16 protein-coding genes and 1 pseudogene are annotated in these 15,844 nt (G+C 72.8%); 10 read left to right on the top strand and 7 right to left on the bottom strand.

Translation table 11 applies throughout. The features are described 5' to 3' along the window. Positions 1–6: 6 nt before the first annotated feature. A complete protein-coding gene (locus OG617_RS15685; RefSeq protein ID WP_405102499.1) occupies positions 7–2,019 on the bottom strand; it encodes a HelD family protein in 2,013 nt (670 codons plus the stop codon). Positions 2,020–2,223: 204 nt separating this feature from the next. Here OG617_RS15685 and OG617_RS15690 point away from each other — a divergent pair, with 204 nt between their 5' ends. The 3 genes from OG617_RS15690 to OG617_RS15700 all read left to right on the top strand — a co-directional run bounded on the left by OG617_RS15690 (position 2,224) and on the right by OG617_RS15700 (position 5,116). Next, positions 2,224–2,805 carry an ArsR/SmtB family transcription factor gene (locus OG617_RS15690; protein ID WP_405102501.1) on the top strand — a complete coding sequence of 194 codons (582 nt, stop codon included), beginning with the start codon at positions 2,224–2,226 and terminating at the stop codon, positions 2,803–2,805. Positions 2,806–2,866: 61 nt separating this feature from the next. Next, positions 2,867–4,231, top strand: a complete 1,365-nt coding sequence (locus tag OG617_RS15695; protein WP_405102503.1) for an MFS transporter — start codon at positions 2,867–2,869, stop codon at positions 4,229–4,231. A gap of 33 nt (positions 4,232–4,264) precedes the next feature. Continuing rightward, positions 4,265–5,116 (top strand): menaquinone biosynthetic enzyme MqnA/MqnD family protein, encoded by an 852-nt coding sequence (locus OG617_RS15700; RefSeq protein ID WP_405102505.1) that lies wholly within the window; start codon positions 4,265–4,267, stop codon positions 5,114–5,116. Positions 5,117–5,172: 56 nt separating this feature from the next. Here the strand turns inward: OG617_RS15700 and OG617_RS15705 are convergent, their stop codons facing one another. Next, on the bottom strand, positions 5,173–6,123 hold the full coding sequence (locus OG617_RS15705) for a hypothetical protein (RefSeq protein ID WP_405102507.1): 951 nt from the start codon (positions 6,121–6,123) through the stop codon (positions 5,173–5,175). Further along, positions 6,123–7,073 carry a serine hydrolase gene (locus tag OG617_RS15710; RefSeq protein ID WP_405102509.1) on the bottom strand — a complete coding sequence of 317 codons (951 nt, stop codon included), beginning with the start codon at positions 7,071–7,073 and terminating at the stop codon, positions 6,123–6,125. Before OG617_RS15710 ends, OG617_RS15705 begins: the two co-directional genes overlap by 1 nt. Positions 7,074–7,444: 371 nt before the next feature. Between OG617_RS15710 and paaA the strand changes: the two genes are divergently transcribed. The 6 genes and pseudogenes from paaA (at position 7,445) to OG617_RS15740 (ending at position 11,705) form a co-directional block, all read left to right on the top strand. Further along, entirely contained in the window at positions 7,445–8,512 is a 1,068-nt protein-coding gene (gene paaA, locus OG617_RS15715; protein ID WP_405102511.1) for a 1,2-phenylacetyl-CoA epoxidase subunit PaaA, read from the top strand. Further along, positions 8,509–8,793, top strand: a complete 285-nt coding sequence (gene paaB / locus OG617_RS15720; RefSeq protein WP_350883423.1) for a 1,2-phenylacetyl-CoA epoxidase subunit PaaB — start codon at positions 8,509–8,511, stop codon at positions 8,791–8,793. Before paaA ends, paaB begins: the two co-directional genes overlap by 4 nt. After that, positions 8,790–9,515, top strand: coding sequence for a 1,2-phenylacetyl-CoA epoxidase subunit PaaC (gene paaC / locus OG617_RS15725; protein ID WP_405102514.1), 726 nt, complete (start codon positions 8,790–8,792; stop codon positions 9,513–9,515). Before paaB ends, paaC begins: the two co-directional genes overlap by 4 nt. Next, entirely contained in the window at positions 9,509–9,985 is a 477-nt protein-coding gene (gene paaD, locus OG617_RS15730; protein ID WP_405102516.1) for a 1,2-phenylacetyl-CoA epoxidase subunit PaaD, read from the top strand. The genes paaC and paaD overlap by 7 nt, the downstream gene beginning before the upstream one ends. Then, on the top strand, positions 9,982–11,091 hold the full coding sequence (gene paaE / locus OG617_RS15735) for a 1,2-phenylacetyl-CoA epoxidase subunit PaaE (RefSeq protein ID WP_405102518.1): 1,110 nt from the start codon (positions 9,982–9,984) through the stop codon (positions 11,089–11,091). The genes paaD and paaE overlap by 4 nt, the downstream gene beginning before the upstream one ends. A gap of 413 nt (positions 11,092–11,504) precedes the next feature. Next, positions 11,505–11,705: pseudogene (locus tag OG617_RS15740) on the top strand (DUF397 domain-containing protein). 48 nt (positions 11,706–11,753) lie between these two features. Here the strand turns inward: OG617_RS15740 and OG617_RS15745 are convergent. From OG617_RS15745 to OG617_RS15760, 4 genes are read right to left on the bottom strand one after another with little or no spacing between them, the layout of a single operon-like run. After that, positions 11,754–12,593 (bottom strand): ATP-grasp domain-containing protein, encoded by an 840-nt coding sequence (locus tag OG617_RS15745; RefSeq protein WP_405102520.1) that lies wholly within the window; start codon positions 12,591–12,593, stop codon positions 11,754–11,756. 38 nt (positions 12,594–12,631) lie between these two features. Beyond that, the gene (locus tag OG617_RS15750; RefSeq protein ID WP_405102522.1) at positions 12,632–13,357 is read right to left on the bottom strand and encodes a hypothetical protein; all 726 of its coding nucleotides are present in this window, start codon (positions 13,355–13,357) and stop codon (positions 12,632–12,634) included. 8 nt (positions 13,358–13,365) lie between these two features. After that, positions 13,366–14,133 (bottom strand): N-acetylmuramoyl-L-alanine amidase, encoded by a 768-nt coding sequence (locus OG617_RS15755; RefSeq protein WP_405102524.1) that lies wholly within the window; start codon positions 14,131–14,133, stop codon positions 13,366–13,368. Then, entirely contained in the window at positions 14,133–14,315 is a 183-nt protein-coding gene (locus tag OG617_RS15760; RefSeq protein WP_405102526.1) for a hypothetical protein, read from the bottom strand. Before OG617_RS15760 ends, OG617_RS15755 begins: the two co-directional genes overlap by 1 nt. Before the next feature lie 206 nt (positions 14,316–14,521). On the opposite strand from OG617_RS15760, the gene mqnC reads away from it, so the two are divergent. Further along, the gene (gene mqnC / locus OG617_RS15765; RefSeq protein ID WP_405102528.1) at positions 14,522–15,712 is read left to right on the top strand and encodes a cyclic dehypoxanthinyl futalosine synthase; all 1,191 of its coding nucleotides are present in this window, start codon (positions 14,522–14,524) and stop codon (positions 15,710–15,712) included. The last annotated feature ends 132 nt before the right edge of the window (positions 15,713–15,844 follow it).

Consider the following 15,844-nt stretch of genomic DNA (forward strand, 5'->3'; position numbering starts at 1 on the left):
GGCGGCTCAGCGCAGTGGGGCGGGTAGCGGGGCGGTGTGCAGCACCGTCAGCCGGGAGACCGCCCGGGTGAGCACCACGTACAGCCGGTGCAGGCCGCGCGGCTCGGCGGCCACGATCGCGGCCGGCTCGACGACCACGACGTGGTCGTACTCCAGGCCCTTGACCAGCGTCGCGGGGACGACGATGACCCGCGCCGCGGTCTCCACGTCGTCGGCGGTCGCGGTGTCGATTCCCGCATCGGCCAGCGCCGCGCGCAGCCCGTCCACCGCGTCGTCGGTGGCGATCACGCCGACCGAGCCGTCGTGCGTCAGCGCCGCCCGCACCTCGGCCACCGTCGCCCCCGCCAGGTCGTCCACCGTACGCACGTCCAGCGCGCCGTCGCGGCGCAGCGACTCGGCCGGGGGCACGTCCACCTCCAGCGCCGGCAGCAGCCGGTTGGCGAACGCCACCACGGCGGCGGGGACCCGGAAGCCGATGCTCAGCGGCACCACCACCGCGTCCGGCTTGCCCAGGTGGGCCAGGGACTCCCGCCAGTCGCGGGCGGCCCACGGGGCGGTGCCCTGGGCCAGGTCGCCGAGCAGGGTGACCGACCCGTGCTCGCTGCGCCGGGCCAGGGCCCGGCACTGCATGGGGGACAGATCCTGCGCCTCGTCGACCACCACGTGCCCGAAGCCGGCGGGGCGCTCCAGCAGCCCGGCGGCCTCGTCGACGAGCACCGCGTCGGCGGCGGTCCACTTCGCCGCCTTCGGGGTGCGGGCCGGCTTAGCCCAGGTCAGCAGCGCCTGCTCGGCGTCGGTGAGCACGCCGTCGGCCGCCGCCGCGAGCGCCGCCGGGTCGGCGAGCAGGGTGTGCACCAGCCCCTCCGGGGTGAGCGCCGGCCAGACCGTGTCCAGGAAGTCGGTGACCGGGCGACACTTCCCCATCCGGCGCAGCCAGGGGTCGCCCGGCGACTCGGCCCGGCGGGCCTCGGCCTGGCGTTGCAGCAGGCTGACCACCCGCGCCCGGACCCGCTCCCGGCCGGTGGCGTACGGCAGCCCCTCCCGGCGGGTCTCCTCGACCAGCCGGTGCAGCGGGTCGAGGCCGATCCGCCAGCGGAACGACCCGTCGGAGACCATGATCGGCTCGGTCGGCGCGGCGATCCGCGACTCGACCGCCCGGCGCAGCACCTCGGCCATCCGCGGATCGTGTTTGAGGGTCGCCACCGCCGTGCCCTCGACCGCCCGCACCGGCACCCGGGCGATCAGGTCCTCCACGGTCGCCTGCTCGACCTCGACCTCGCCGAGCGCCGGCAGCACCGCCGCGATGTACGACAGGAACGCCCGGTTCGGCCCCACGATCAGCACCCCGGAGCGGCGCAGCCGCTCCCGGTGCAGGTAGAGCAGGTACGCCGCCCGGTGCAGGCCGACGGCCGTCTTCCCGGTGCCCGGTGCCCCCTGCACGCAGATCGAGTCGGCCAGGTCGGCGCGGACCAGTTCGTCCTGCTCCGGCTGGATGGTGGCGACGATGTCCCGCATCGGCCCGACGCGGGGGCGCTCGATCTCGGCGGTGAGGATGCGACTGGCCGTGCCCAGCTCCTCGCCCCGGTCCAGCCGCTCGTCCTCGAAGCTGGTCAGCGCGCCGCGGTCGAAGCCGAAGCGGCGGCGCACGGTGACGCCCTGCGGGTCGCGGGCGCTGGCCCGGTAGAACGCCCGGGACACCGGTGCCCGCCAGTCCAGCACCATGGGCTCGCCGAGGTCGTCGGTGACGTGGCGGCGGCCGACGTGGTGCTCCTCGTCGCCGAACGTGAGCCGGCCGAAGAACAGCGGGGTGTCGGGCTGGTCGGCCAGCTCGGCGACGCGGCGGGACAGGGTGCGCCCCAGCATCTCGGCCGTGTACGCGTCGCCGGCGACGTTGTGACCGGTGGCGAAGAGCGCCTCGGTCCGTTCGCGCATGCGGGCCAGCGCGGCCCGGGACGCGTCCAGGTGGGCCCGTTCGGCGGCCAGTTCGGTGTCGAGTGAAACGGGGGCGTGCAGGGTCATCCGACGTACTCCTCGGCGCGGGGGACAAACGCTGCCGCTCGCGTTTCCGGCACAAGGGCCGGCGCGGGGACGTCCGCTGCGGTGTTCGACACCGCGGCCGTCGGCGGGGCGACAGTCTACGCCTCGTCCGGCTGACCCGGCAGGCGGTTTACCGGGACGGGCCGTGGGTTGGCCAGGCCGCCCCGGCGCCGGGATCATGGGGCCATGACCGAGGCACGGCCCGAGCGGCAGCGGGTGACGATCAGCGATCCGCAGGTGATGCGGGCGTTGGCCCACCCGGCCCGGCTCGCGATCATGGAACACCTCAGCTCGCTTCCGGGCGGGGTCACCGCCACCGAGTGCGCGGAGCTGGTCGGGCTCTCGCCGAGCGCGACCAGCTACCACCTGCGCGCGCTGGCGGGGTTCGGCCTGGTCGAGCAGGCGCCGAGCCGGGGGGACGCCCGGGAACGGGTGTGGCGGGCGTTCAGCCCGTCCTACTACGTGGAGGCGGGCCAGGCGGCCGACTCCGAGGCGCGGGCCGCCGAACTGGCCCTCGTGGAGGCGCACATGGCCCGGGACGCGCAGCGGACCCGGGACTGGCTCCGCCGGGCGCCCGAGGAGTCCCCGGAGTGGTACGCCGTCGGCTCGTTCAGCGACAGCGTGCTGCTGCTCACCGCCGAGGAGCTGGGCGCACTCAACGAGGCCGTCCAGGGCCTGCTGGCGCCGTACCGACGCTGGCAGCGGTCGGACCCGCCGGCCGAGGCGCGCACCGTCGCGGTGCAGTGGCGGTCGGTACCCATCGATTGAGCGGGCTCGCCGGGGCGGGAGGGGATTGCCAACGGCAAGTGTGAAGGATTATTTTCGAAACATGTCCTTCGCGTCTGACCGGTCGCGCTGGCCCGACGTCTGGCTCGCCACCGTTGCCCGGGGCGTCTCCAGCTGCGGAGATTTCCTCGCGGCGAGCGCCCTCACCCTGGCCCTGCAGTCGGCGGGGGCCGGCGGGACAGCCGTGTCGGGGCTGCTGATCGCGGCGACCCTGCCGCTGGTCGCGCTCGCCCCGCTGACCGGGCGGCTCGCCGACCGGGTGAACTCCCGCACCCTGCTGGTAGGGGCCGGCCTGGCCCAGGCCGCGATCTGCCTGGCCCTCGCGTACGCAAGGCACCCGGCCCTGGTGATCGGCCTGGTGGCGCTGCTCGCGGCCGGCCTCGCGGTCACCCAGCCGGTGCTCTCCGCGCTGGTGCCGGCAATGGTGCGGCCGGCGGACCTGCCCCGGGCGAGTGCCCTCAACCAGACCGCCGGCACCCTCGGCGCGCTCGCCGGCCCCGCGCTGGCCGGTCTGCTGGTCGGCGGGTTCGGCACCCGCCTGCCGCTGCTCGTGGACGCCGCCAGCTACCTCGTCCTGGTCGCCGCCGGCCTGTTGATCCGGACGCGCCGGGGCGGCGCCCGGTCCGCCGCCCCGGTGAAGCCCGGGGCAGGGCCGACGCCCGGGGCGGAGCCGGCGACGCGCGGGGCCGGGTCGACCGCAGGGGGCTGGCGGCTGCGCCGGGACCCGCTGCTCGTCGCGATGGTGGCCTCGCTGGCCGGGGTGATCGGCGCGGTGGGGGCGATCAACGTGATCGAGGTGTTCTTCATCCGGGAGACGCTGGGCAGCTCCACCACGGTCTACGGGCTGGTCACCGGGTCCTGGACACTCGGCGTCGTGCTGGGTGCCTGGGCGCTGGCCCCGCTGGCCCGCCGGCTCACCGACGACGGCCGGCTGCTCGGCACGGGCCTGTTCCTGCTCGGCGGCTGCTGTGTCGCGGTGCTGGTCTCCGCCGCGGTGCCGTCCGCGTGGCTGCTGGTGCCGGTCTGGCTGCTCGGCGGGGTGGCCAACGGAGGGGACAACGTCCTGACCAACGTGCTGCTGGCGCGCCGGGTGCCGCAGGTGGCGCTGGGCCGGGCGTACGCCGTGCTCGGGGCCGCCACCCAGGGCGCCTCGATGCTCGGGCTCGCGGCGGGCGGCCTGCTGTTGGAGCTGGCCGAGCCCCGACCGCTGGTGGCGGCGTGCGGCCTCGCGGGGACGCTGGCGGTCGGTGCGTTCGCCGTCCCGGTCGCCCGGGCGGCTCGCGCGGAGCGCGCCGCCGCCGCCGCTCGGGAGGCCGGACCGGTCCCGGAGGCCGGGGAGACTCCGGCTGGCCCGGCGGGGACGCCGACGCCTCGTGCGGGATTGGCCACTCCCGGGGCGGCCCGCTGAGCCCCGGGCCGGCCCCGGGGATACGGTCAAAGCATGGCTGACCGCATCGCCCGCCCCCGGGTCGGACACATCCAGTTCCTGAACTGCCTGCCGATCTACTGGGGCCTGATGCGCTCCGGCGCACTGATCGACGTCGACCTGCACAAGGACTCGCCGGACCGGCTCAGCGCCGCGCTCGTCGCCGGAGACCTGGACATCGGGCCGATCTCGCACGTCGAGTACCTGCGCCACGCCGACGAGCTGCTGCTCCTGCCCGGCCTCGCGGTGGGCAGCGACGGCCCGGTGCTCTCGGTCAACGTGGTGTCGACCCGGCCGCTGGCCGAGCTGGACCACGGACGGGTGGCCCTCGGCTCGACCTCCCGCACGGGCGTGCTGCTGGCCCGGCTTCTGCTCGGCGAGCGGTACGGCGTGAACCCCGAGTACTTCCGCTGCCCGCCCGACCTGACTCAGATGCTGCTGGAGGCGGACGCCGGGGTGCTGATCGGCGACGTGGCGCTGCGGGCGCTCTACGAGGCGCCCCGGCGTGGCCTGGAGGTCACCGACCTCGGCCAGGCCTGGCGGGAGTGGACCGGGCTGCCGATGGTCTTCGCCGTCTGGGCGGTCCGCCGGGACTTCGCCGCGGCTCATCCCGGCCTCGTGAAGGAGGTGCACGAGGCGTTCCTGCGCTCGCGTGACCTCTGCCTGGCGGAGCTGGACCAGGTCGCCGAGGCCGCCGCCCGCTGGGAGCCGTTCGACGCCGAGACCCTGGCCACGTACTTTCGGGCGCTGGACTTCTCGCTCGGCGAGCGGCAGGTGGCCGGCCTGCGGGAGTTCGCCCGCCGGGCGGCCGAGATCGGCGAGGCCCCGGCCCTGCCCGAGGGCGGCCCGGAGTTCTTCGCCGGCTGACGGCGCGGCCTGCGTGCGCGGCCGACTCGGACCGGGCGGGCCCGAGGGGCCTGCCGTCAGGTGGTCGAGCGCAGCACCGCCTCGGTGATCTTCTGGCAGTTCTTCATGCCGTACTCGTAGCCCATGTTGATCGGGTAGCGGACCATCACGCCCATCGTCCAGTTGTCGCCGATGGCCAGGCAGTTGATGTGCATCTCCTGCTCCTTGGTCCGGTCGATCCAGCCGTTCTTGATGGCGATCTTCTTCTGCTCCGCCTCGGGGAACGCCTTGCGGATGCCGAAGTCACCGGCACCCCGGACGAGCCGCATCTCGTTGATCAGCCACTTCGTCCACTCCGGGCCGGCTGCGCGACCGTCGGAGATGCACGCGCCGAGTCGCGCGGTGTCCCGGGGGGAGAGGGCGGTCCGGCTCCAGCCCCCGTCGGCGGCGACGCTGCTGTCGGTGGTCTTGCAGATGGAGATCAGCCGCTTGATCGACGCGGACCGGCCGACGGAGTTGTAGAACTGCTCGGCCCGGGTGTTGTCGCTGTCCCGGATGATCCGGGTGGCGTCGGCGAGCTTCGCGTCGCTCGGCGTCTGCCCGGCCTTGTCGGCCAGGCGCAGGTAGTCGGCGACGATCCAGGCCTTGATCAGCGACGCGGTGGTGTTGGTCTCGTCCATGTTCTCCGAACCGATGATCTTTCCGGTCCGGGTGTCCAGCACGCTCCAGGCGTACCAGCCCTCGATGTCGAGGTCGATCTGCTTGTCGGCGAACGGCAGTGGCTCCAGCGACGGCGACGGCGACGGGCTGGCCGTGGGGCTGGGACGCGAGCTGCGGTCCGGTGCCTCGGCGGCCGCGCGGTCGACCGGGGCGGACGGGTCACCCCACTTGGCGGCGGCGGCCGAGGCCAGCGGGGAGCCGGGCATCAGCCGCAGCGACACCAGCACCAGCCCGATCAGGACGACGGCGATCACGATCAGCCGCAGCGGAGAGGCATCCCCGCCGGGGGCCCGGCGGTTGCCCGCCATCAGAGCTTCCCGACCGGCTGCTGCGGCACCTTGAGCGCGGCGCCCGGCTGCGGGGTGACCAGTTGGGTCGCCACGCTGGCGCAGACCTTCGCGCCGTAGGGCAGACCGCTCTTCTGTGGGTAGCGCAGCATGACGGCGAGGCTCCACTTCTTGGTGACCGCAAGGCAGTTGACGTGCCAGTTCCCGTCGTAGTTCAACGGCGTCCAGCCGTTCTTGATACTGACCGGGCCCTGCGCCTTGATCTCGGCCGGCAGGCCGTCGACGATGCCCCACTTGCCGCCGCCGGACTTCAGCTGCTGCTCCTTGATGCTGCCGCGAACCTTGCTCATCTCGTCCAGCAGGTATGACGTCCACTTGGGGCCGGCGGCCGTGCCGTCGGCGACGCAGTCGCCGAGCCGGACCGCGTCCCGGGGTGACATCCGGGTGAAGCTCCACCATCCGACGTAGCCGGGCACGTTGCCGGACTTGGTGTCGGTCAGCCCACAGGTGCTGATCATCCGCTTGATCGTCGCGGCTTTGCCGACTGCCGCGTACAGCGCGTTGGCCGCGTCGTCGTTGCTGTCCCGGATCGCCGTGGTGATCTGCTTCCTTCGCTCGGCGGACAGCGGCTTGTCGCCGAGTTGCCGCAGGTAGTCGGCGGCGAACCAGGACTTGATCATCGACTCGGTGGAGTTGGTCGAGGCCAGGTTCTTCGAGCCGGAGATGGTGCCGGTGGTCCGGTCCATCAGGGCCCAGGAGAAGAACTCACCGGAAAAATTCATCGAGACCGGGCCGGCTGCCAGGGTCGGCGGCGGTGGGGCGGTCGGCTCGGGGGCCGCCACGCTCTGCGCGCCCCCGCCGGATCCGCCGGTGTCGTCGTCGGAGAGCCGGGCGTACGCGGCGGGAACCAGCATGGCGCTGCCGAGGAGGACCGCCACGACGGCGAGCACCATGGCCACGCGAGGTCGCATGAGTGGATGAACTCCAGATGTCAGGGCCGGGGGGCCCGATCGTTTTCCGAAAGGGTCGGCTTGATCGCCGAGGCCGGGGGAAGTGGCCTTCGTCTGGCGCTGGCAATCGTCGGCAGCCGATCGGTGTGACCGGCAAAGTCTACTTCCGGATGGCCCTGACGCCAGGATCCGACGCCTGTCAGGTTGCTATGAAGGCGGGATAATGGACCGCTTCGCCGCTCTTGGCGGCTTTCACCTTTGTTTGGTGACCCATGTCATACCCCGACTCGACCTGCGTCGACACCGGGAGTGACTGTTCGTGACGGAAGGTGTCTTCGGAAACCTGTGACACCCTCTGGTGCTAGAAGTGGCGAGCTGTAACACTTGCTGCCATGTATGGCAACGACTTCTCCGCTCCGGACGACGCGCCCGGCGGCGGCCTGCTCGGCGAGGTGGAGGCGGCGGAGGCGGCGCTGCGGGAGGCGGCCGCCCGGCGGCGCGGCGGCACCGCCGGCCCGGACACCGACCTGGAGGCGTACTTCGCCGACGTGATCGACGCCGACCAGAAGATCGAGCCCCGCGACTGGATGCCCGAGGCGTACCGGAAGACGCTGATCCGGCAGATCGCCCAGCACGCGCATTCCGAGATCATCGGGATGCAGCCGGAGGGGAACTGGATCAGCCGGGCACCCTCGCTCAAGCGCAAGGCGATCCTGCTGGCCAAGGTGCAGGACGAGGCCGGGCACGGCCTCTACCTGTACGCCGCCGCGGAGACCCTCGGCATCAGCCGGGACGAGCTGGTGCGGCTCCTCCTCGACGGGCGGCAGAAGTACAGCTCGATCTTCAACTACCCGACGCTGACCTGGGCGGACGTGGGCGTGATCGGCTGGCTGGTGGACGGCGCGGCCATCGTCAACCAGGTCCCGCTGTGCCGCTGCTCCTACGGGCCGTACGCCCGCGCGATGATCCGGGTCTGCAAGGAGGAGTCGTTCCACCAGCGGCAGGGCTACGAGATCCTGCACATCCTGGCCCACGGCACCCCCGACCAGAAGGCGATGGCACAGGACGCGGTCGACCGCTGGTGGTACCCGTCGCTGGCCATGTTCGGCCCGCCGGACGGCGACTCCACCCACTCCGCCCAGTCGATGGCGTGGAAGATCAAGCGGTTCTCCAACGACGAGCTGCGGCAGCGCTTCGTCGACATGTGTGTGCAGCAGGCCGAGATCCTCGGCCTCACCCTGCCCGACCCCGCCCTGCGCTGGAACGACGAGCGGCAGGCGTACGACTACACCCAGCCCGACTACGACGAGCTGATGCGGGTGATCAAGGGCCAGGGGCCGTGCAACCGGCAGCGGATGGAGCACCGCCGGCACGCCCACGCCGACGGCGCCTGGGTGCGCGAGGCGGCCACGGCGTACGCCGCCAAGCAGGCGGAGAAGAAGGAGAAGGTGGCCGCATGACCGAGCAGTCCCCGCTCTGGGAGGTGTTCGTGCGGGCCCGACGCGGGCTGGCGCACACCCACGTCGGCAGCCTGCACGCCCCCGATGCCGAACTGGCCCTGCACAACGCCCGGGACCTGTACACCCGCCGCCAGGAGGGCGTCTCCATCTGGGTGGTGCCGGCCGGCGCGATCACCGCGTCCAGCCCGGACGAGAAGGACGCCTTCTTCGACCCGGCCGCCGACAAGGTCTACCGCCACCCCACCTTCTACGAGGTCCCGGACGGGGTGGCCCACCTGTGAACGGCCCCTTCGGCTTCGCCCTCGCCCTCGGCGACGACGCGCTGATCGCCGCGCAGCGGCTCGGCGAGTGGACCACCCGCGCCCCCGAGATGGAGGAGGACGTCGCGCTGGCCAACGTCGCCCTCGACCAGCTCGGTGCGGCCCGGCTGCTGCTCACGTACGCGGGCGAGCTGGAGGCCGCCGGCCGGGACGAGGACGCGCTCGCGTACCTGCGCGACGACCGGGAGTTCCGCAACTGCCTGCTGGTCGAGCTGCCCAACGGCGACTTCGCGGTGACCGTGGCGAAGCTGTTCTTCCTGTCGGCGTACCAGCTCCCGCTGTACGCCGCGCTGGCCGGCTGCGCCGACGAGCGGCTCGCGGCGATCGGTGCGAAGGCGCGCAAGGAGTCCGCGTACCACCTCGACCACGCCTCGCTCTGGGTGCGGCGGCTCGGCGACGGCACCGCCGAGTCGCACCGCCGGATGCAGGCCGCCGTCGACCAGGTCTGGCCGTACGTCCACGAGCTGTTCGCGCCGTTCCCGGGCGCGCCGGTCGACCCGACCACCCTGCGCGCGGCGTTCGACGCCGCCGTGGACCCGGTGCTCGCCGAGGCCACGCTGGCCCGGCCGGCGGACGGCTGGGCGCCGGCCGGCGGACGGGACGGCCTGCACACCGAGCACCTGTCGTACCTGCTCACCGAGATGCAGGTGCTGCACCGCGCCCACCCGGGGGCGAAGTGGTGAGTCCGAGGGAGGCCGTGGCGGCGGTGATGGACCCGGAGATCCGGGTGATCACCATCGACGAGCTCGGCATCCTGCGGGCGGTCGACTCCGACCCGGCCACCGGCCGGGTGACCGTGACCATCACCCCCACCTACACCGGCTGCCCGGCGATGGACATGATCCGCGCCGACATCCGCCGGGCGCTCGCCGCCGCCGGGCACCCCGACGCCGAGGTCCGCACCGTCTACAGCCCGGCGTGGAGCACCGACTGGATCTCCGAGACCGGTCGGGCGAAGCTCGCCGGCGCTGGCATCGCCCCGCCCGCCCCGGTCCGGTCCGGTCCGGTCGTGCCGCTGACCCTCGCCGTCCGCTGCCCGCGCTGCGGCTCCCCGGAGACCGAGCAGATCAGCCGGTTCGGCTCCACCGCCTGCAAGGCGCTCTGGCGCTGCCGTTCCTGCTCCGAACCCTTCGACCACCTGAAGGCGCTGTGACTGTCACGATCACCCGCCCGGTCCGTCGCCGGCCGGCCTTCCACCCGCTGCCCGTCGTCGCCGTCGACCGGCTCACCGCCGACGCCGTGGCGATCACCTTCGCCGTGCCCGAGGAGCTGCGGGAGACCTTCGCGTTCCGCGCCGGCCAGCACCTCACCGTGCGGCGCGTCGGGGAGGACGGCGTGGACGTGCGGCGGTCGTACTCGATCTGCTCGACGCCCGACGACCTGGCCCGGCACGGCCGGCTGCGGATCGGGGTGCGGGAGAGCCCAGGTGGCGCGTTCTCCACCTACGCCTGCGGCGCCCTGCGCGGCGGCGACACCGTCGAGGTGCTGCCCCCGCTCGGGCACTTCACCACGGCGTTCGCGCCGGACCGGGTCCGCCGCTACGGCGCGGTGGTCGCCGGCTCCGGCATCACCCCGGTGCTCGCGCTGGTCGCCACCGCCCTGGCCGTCGAGCCGGCCAGCACCTTCACCCTGGTGTACGGCAACCGCTCGGCGAACTCGGTGATGTTCGCCGAGGAGCTGGCGGACCTGAAGGACCGGTACCCGACCCGGCTGCACCTGGTGCATGTGCTCTCCCGCGAGCAGGGCGAGTCGCCGCTGCTGTCGGGGCGGATCGACACCGGGCGGCTGGGTTGGTTGCTGGAGACCATCGTGCCGGGTGACGCGATCGAGGAGTGGTTCCTCTGCGGCCCGTACGGGATGGTGGTCGACGCGAAGGCGGTGCTGGCGGAGCGTGGCGTGCCGGAGTCGGCGGTGCGTACGGAGCTGTTCCACGTCGCCGAGGCCCCCGCGCCCCCGCGCCGCCCGGCGGACCGGCCCGGCGCCGGGGCGGAGGTGACGATCTTGCTCGACGGCCGGTCGTCGTCTTTCACCATGGGCCGTGAGGAGCGGGTCCTCGACGCGGCGCTGCGGGTGCGCGGCGAGCTGCCGTACGCGTGTAAGGGCGGGGTCTGCTCGACGTGCCGGGCGAAGGTGGTCGACGGCGAGGTGACGATGGCCCGCAACTACGCCCTGGAGCCGGACGAGGTGGCGGCCGGATACGTCCTGACCTGCCAGTCCAGCCCGGTCACCGAAACGCTCACGGTCGACTACGACGCCTGACCTGCCCCGGCTCACCGAGACCAACACCCCACCGCCACACGGACCTGTTGACCGTTGCCAGGTACCGGTCGTCGTGGCGAGGTGGGGCCCGGGCTGTTCCTCCATTTTCCGGGAATTCCGTTCCACACCTTAGGATAACCGGAGATCTTGGTAGCAAACGGCCCCTCCAGGGGCCATTTCGTTCCAAGATCTCCCGCGCGGTCAGTCATGGCGCGGCCTGGCGTCGAAAATGGCGCTCCTGGTCGTGGTGCATGGCATGAGGGCCCCGGCCTCGGTTCGAGAACTTCGATGACCTTCTGAAACGGTGCTGCCTGCGCTCCCATTCGGCGCGCTACCAGGCGGCCGGGGTTCTCGCACTGCCCGGACGGACCCGGTTCCGCCGGCCGACGATCTTCATCGACCCAGGGCCGAGGATGACCACCCCTGAGCTGTCCGGCGTGATTTGGCGCAAGCCCACCCGCAGCGGCTCCAACGCCAACTGCGTGTGGAGGTGGCCACGCCGGCGCGGGCGGTCGCCGTACGCGATTCGAAGGACCCGGCCGGGCCGGTGCTGGCCTTCGACCGACCCCACCTCCTGGGCCGCCTTTCTTGTCGGCGTACCGAATCGGGCCTGATCGCCCGGCGGCAGGTGACCGCCCCGATACCCCCGCCGCCGGCTGCGCTCAGGCCAGCAGCGGGGTGAGCAGGCGTGCCGGGTCTACGGTGGTGGGCCGGTCGCTCACCTGGCCGTCCCCCAGCTCGATCACCCGCCACTCCCCGTCGTCGCGCAGCGCCAGGTCGACCGTGACGAAGGGCAGTCCCAGGCCGGCCACCAGCGGCGCGACGGCGGTCAGGTCGGGGTCGACGGCGGGGGGTCGGTCCGGGGTGTCCGGGTGCGGGCCGATCAGCACGCACCGGCCGTCCCGCCACCAGGTCCGCACCTCCGCCGAGGTGAACAGCTCGAAGCTGCGCAGCACGAAACCGCCCACGAAGTCGTCCTCGCGGAGCTGCCGGAAGCGGCGGGCCACCGCCCAGGCGGCCTCGGGGTCGGCCAGGTCGGGTATGAAGGCCGCCTCGTCCCAGTGGTGCTTCATCGACTTGCAGTAGTCGCGGAGCACGGCCGGGCCGTCGCCCAGCGTGGCGCGGGCCCGGTCGAACGCGTCCCGCCCGTCCCCCACGGTCCACGTCGTGGCCGGCGTCACGGACCTCAGCTCCGGGTACCAGCCAGGCAGTTCGTGCGCCCGCCGGTACTGCTCGGCGCCGGTGCGCAGCGTGACGCCCCGCACGGCCAGCGCGTCCGCGAAGGCGGCGTACCGCTCGGAGCGGAGCATCCAGCCGCGGTAGACCGCCTCGGTCTCCTCGGGCAGTTGTCGCAGGGCGGCGTCGGCGTCACCCCGGGCGAGCGCGTCGTGGTCGACGACCGCGACCGGCACGCCGGCCTCCCGGGCGGTCGTCGCCTCCGGCGCGAAGTGCGGTTCCGGGCAGCGGGGCCGGAGCGGGTCGGCGGGTACGAGCAACAGCATCCCGCCATCCTTCCCGAGCCCCGCCACCCGCGTGGGCGTCAGCTCGGGGCCTTGACCTGGCCGTCGAAGGCGATGCTGCGCCACAGGTCGAACTGGCGGTCGTTGCCGACCAGGGGGTTGCCGGCCAGCGCGACGGCGGCCGTCACCTCCTCCGTGTTGCTGAGCTGGCGGAAGTAGCCGGCACCGACCAGGGCGATGCCCCGGCCGGGTGACTGGATCAGCCTCATGTCGTCCTTCCAGAGGTCGAGCGGGGGTGGGGTCAGCCCGCGGGCCCGGGCGATGAGTGCCTGCGCGGTGGCCTGCGCGGCGTCGTAGCGGTCCGGGAAGGCGGAGCGCTGTACGCCCTGCGCCACCCGCCCGGCAGACCAGCCGGGGTTGGCGGCGGCCAGCGGGATCGCCCGGACGAAGAACGAGTTGGCCGCGTACGACACGTTCATGATCTGCGCGGGGGTGCCCCAGCCCTGGGAGGGGCGCTGCTGGAACACGCCCAGCGAGTCGGAGTCGCCGCAGGGCAGGTTGTTCATCCGCGACTCCACCCAGCCCGCCTCGAAGCCGGCGAGCAGCACCCGCTCGTTGGCTGACAGCCCGGTGGCGACCTGGTATACGGCGGTCAGGACGGCGTCGTCGGCGTTCGGTGGGATCGACGAGCAGGCTGCCTGGGCCGGCTCGCCGGAGGCAGCCTGGGACAGCCCGACGCCCGTGGCGGCCAGGGCGGCTCCGGTGGACGCCAGGGCGAGCGCCTGGCGGCGGGTGTAGGTGTTCATCGTCGGTGTCAGGCCGACGGGGCCTTGACCTGGCCGTCGAAGGCGATGCTGCGCCACAGGTCGAACTGGCGGTCGTTGCCGATCAGGGGGTTGCCGACCAGCGCGACGGCGGCCGTCACCTCCTCGTTGTTGCTGAGCTGGCGGAAGTAGCCGGGGCCGACCAGCGCGATGCCTCGGTTGGTGGACTGGATCAGCTTCATGTCGTTCTCCGTGAGGTCGAGGGGCGGGTTGCCGGCGAGCTGGCGGGCCACGTCGGCGCGCATCGAGTCGAGGTCGATGAAGGAGGGGTCGATCTTGCCGCTGGTGCTGGTCTCCCGGTGGCCCCGGGCGTGGCTGGCATCCCGGCCGAGCCGCCGCAGCACGGCGGCGGTCGCGAGCACCGAGGCGGAGTACTGGGCGCCGGTCATGGCCTGGTTGACCCCGTTGTAGTCGATCTCCCAACCGACCATCAGGGTGTTGCCGTCGCCGGCCGGGATGGGGCCGCTGCCCCGGCTGACGCCGGCGTGGTTGGCCCGTCCGCCCGAGATGACGTGGAAGACGCCGTTGTAGTCGACCAGCGCCTGACAGAGCGGGCCGGGCAGGTCGGACCGGCCGTTGATGCAGATGTTCAGGGCGGGGTGCGGGTTGGCGGCGCTGGAGGTGGCCGCGGTGTGGTGCCAGAGCACGCCGATCGGGGCGAACGAGCTGCCGGCGACCCGGCCGAGCCAGTTGCCCTGTTCGACCACGGTGACGCCGGCGCCGCGGAGCACGTCGGCGAGCCAGGGGATGGTGGCCATCAGCCCGTGATCAGGTCGGCGAGACACTCCGGCGCGGGGTCGGCTGCGTCGGCGGGGGTGGCCGCGCTGGAGGGCTGGGCCGTCGCGGCGAGGAGTAGGCCGCCGGCCACCAGCGGGACCAGTCCGACGAGGGTGCGCCGCCGGACCGGGTTCTTCGGAGGAAATGAGGGCTCATTGATCATGAAAGCATCGTAGGGTTTCTATGTGTTTCGGGTAACCCCGATCGCACCCAGTCCTGCCCCCCGTAGACCTTGGACAGGTTCCGTCCGCTGCTGACGGAAACTGTCCACGATCTGAGCGTGGGCTTGTGGGGCGGGAAGATGGGGGATGGGTCACGGTCCGGCGCACCACTGGGGGCCTGGATGGGGGTCGGCGTACCCTCGGAGGGGTGACGGTGAGCCGGGAGATCGACGACATCCTGCAGCGCGGCGCGGACGGCGGGCGGATCACGCCCGAGGAGGCCCTGCTGATCTACACCGAGGCGCCCTTCCACGCCCTCGGCGAGGCGGCCGACGCGGTGCGTCGGCGGCGCTACCCCGACGACATCGTCACGTACCTGATCGACCGCAACATCAACTACACGAACGTCTGCGTGACGGCGTGCAAGTTCTGCGCCTTCTACCGCGCCCCCAAGCACAAGGACGGGTGGACCCACCCGACCGAGGAGATCCTGCGCCGCTGCGGCGAGGCGGTCGAGCTGGGCGCCACCCAGGTCATGCTCCAGGGTGGCCACCACCCCGACTACGGCGTGGAGTACTACGAGGAACTGTTCTCCTCGGTGAAGAAGGCCTACCCGCAGCTCGCCATCCACTCGATCGGTCCGAGCGAGATCCTGCACATGGCCAAGGTCTCCGGCGTGAGCCTCGACGAGGCCATCGCCCGGATCAAGGCGGCCGGGCTGGACTCGATCGCCGGCGCCGGCGCCGAGATGCTGCCGGACCGGCCGCGCAAGGCGATCGCGCCGCTCAAGGAGTCCGGCGCGCGCTGGCTGGAGGTCATGGAGCTGGCCCACCGGCAGGGCCTGGAGTCGACCGCGACGATGATGATGGGCACCGGCGAGACCAACGCCGAGCGGATCGAGCACCTGCGGATGATCCGCGACGTGCAGGACCGTACCGGCGGGTTCCGGGCGTTCATCCCGTGGACGTACCAGGCGGAGAACAACCACCTCAAGGGCCGCACGCAGGCCACCACGCTGGAGTACCTGCGGCTGGTCGCGACGGCCCGGCTGTTCTTCGAGACCGTCCCGCACCTCCAGGCGTCCTGGCTGACCACCGGCAAGGACGTCGGCCAGCTCGCCCTGCACATGGGGGTGGACGACCTCGGCTCGATCATGCTGGAGGAGAACGTCATCTCCTCGGCCGGTGCCCGGCACCGCTCCAACCTGCACGAGCTGATCGGCATGATCCGCTCGGCCGACCGCATCCCGGCCCAGCGGGACACCCTCTACCGCCGGCTCGCGGTGCACCGCACCCCGGCCGACGACCCGACCGACGACCGGGTGGTCTCGCACTTCTCGTCGATCGCCATGCCGGGCGGCGGGGCGGGCCGGCCGCTGCCGCTGGTCGAGGCCAACTGACCCACCGCGCACCGGCGGACACGCTGGGCGAGCGCTCACCGGCCGGTCGGCCAGTGAGCCGATCGGCGGTCCGGACAGTTCTGCTCGGCCTGTCGGACCTGGTGTGCGTCTTGTCGTCCGAAAGGGTCGCGC

It is taken from the genome of Micromonospora sp. NBC_01412, assembly GCF_045040215.1.
Classification (GTDB): Bacteria; Actinomycetota; Actinomycetes; order Mycobacteriales; family Micromonosporaceae; genus Micromonospora; species Micromonospora rubida.

Coding starts and splice junctions, on each gene's coding strand:
- OG617_RS15685 (WP_405102499.1), bottom strand. CDS start 2,019: ATGACCCTGCACGCCCCCGTTTCACTCGACACCGAACTGGCCGCCGAA.
- OG617_RS15690 (WP_405102501.1), top strand. CDS start 2,224: ATGACCGAGGCACGGCCCGAGCGGCAGCGGGTGACGATCAGCGATCCG.
- OG617_RS15695 (WP_405102503.1), top strand. CDS start 2,867: ATGTCCTTCGCGTCTGACCGGTCGCGCTGGCCCGACGTCTGGCTCGCC.
- OG617_RS15700 (WP_405102505.1), top strand. CDS start 4,265: ATGGCTGACCGCATCGCCCGCCCCCGGGTCGGACACATCCAGTTCCTG.
- OG617_RS15705 (WP_405102507.1), bottom strand. CDS start 6,123: ATGGCGGGCAACCGCCGGGCCCCCGGCGGGGATGCCTCTCCGCTGCGG.
- OG617_RS15710 (WP_405102509.1), bottom strand. CDS start 7,073: ATGCGACCTCGCGTGGCCATGGTGCTCGCCGTCGTGGCGGTCCTCCTC.
- paaA (WP_405102511.1), top strand. CDS start 7,445: ATGTATGGCAACGACTTCTCCGCTCCGGACGACGCGCCCGGCGGCGGC.
- paaB (WP_350883423.1), top strand. CDS start 8,509: ATGACCGAGCAGTCCCCGCTCTGGGAGGTGTTCGTGCGGGCCCGACGC.
- OG617_RS15745 (WP_405102520.1), bottom strand. CDS start 12,593: ATGCTGTTGCTCGTACCCGCCGACCCGCTCCGGCCCCGCTGCCCGGAA.
- OG617_RS15750 (WP_405102522.1), bottom strand. CDS start 13,357: ATGAACACCTACACCCGCCGCCAGGCGCTCGCCCTGGCGTCCACCGGA.
- OG617_RS15755 (WP_405102524.1), bottom strand. CDS start 14,133: ATGGCCACCATCCCCTGGCTCGCCGACGTGCTCCGCGGCGCCGGCGTC.
- OG617_RS15760 (WP_405102526.1), bottom strand. CDS start 14,315: ATGATCAATGAGCCCTCATTTCCTCCGAAGAACCCGGTCCGGCGGCGC.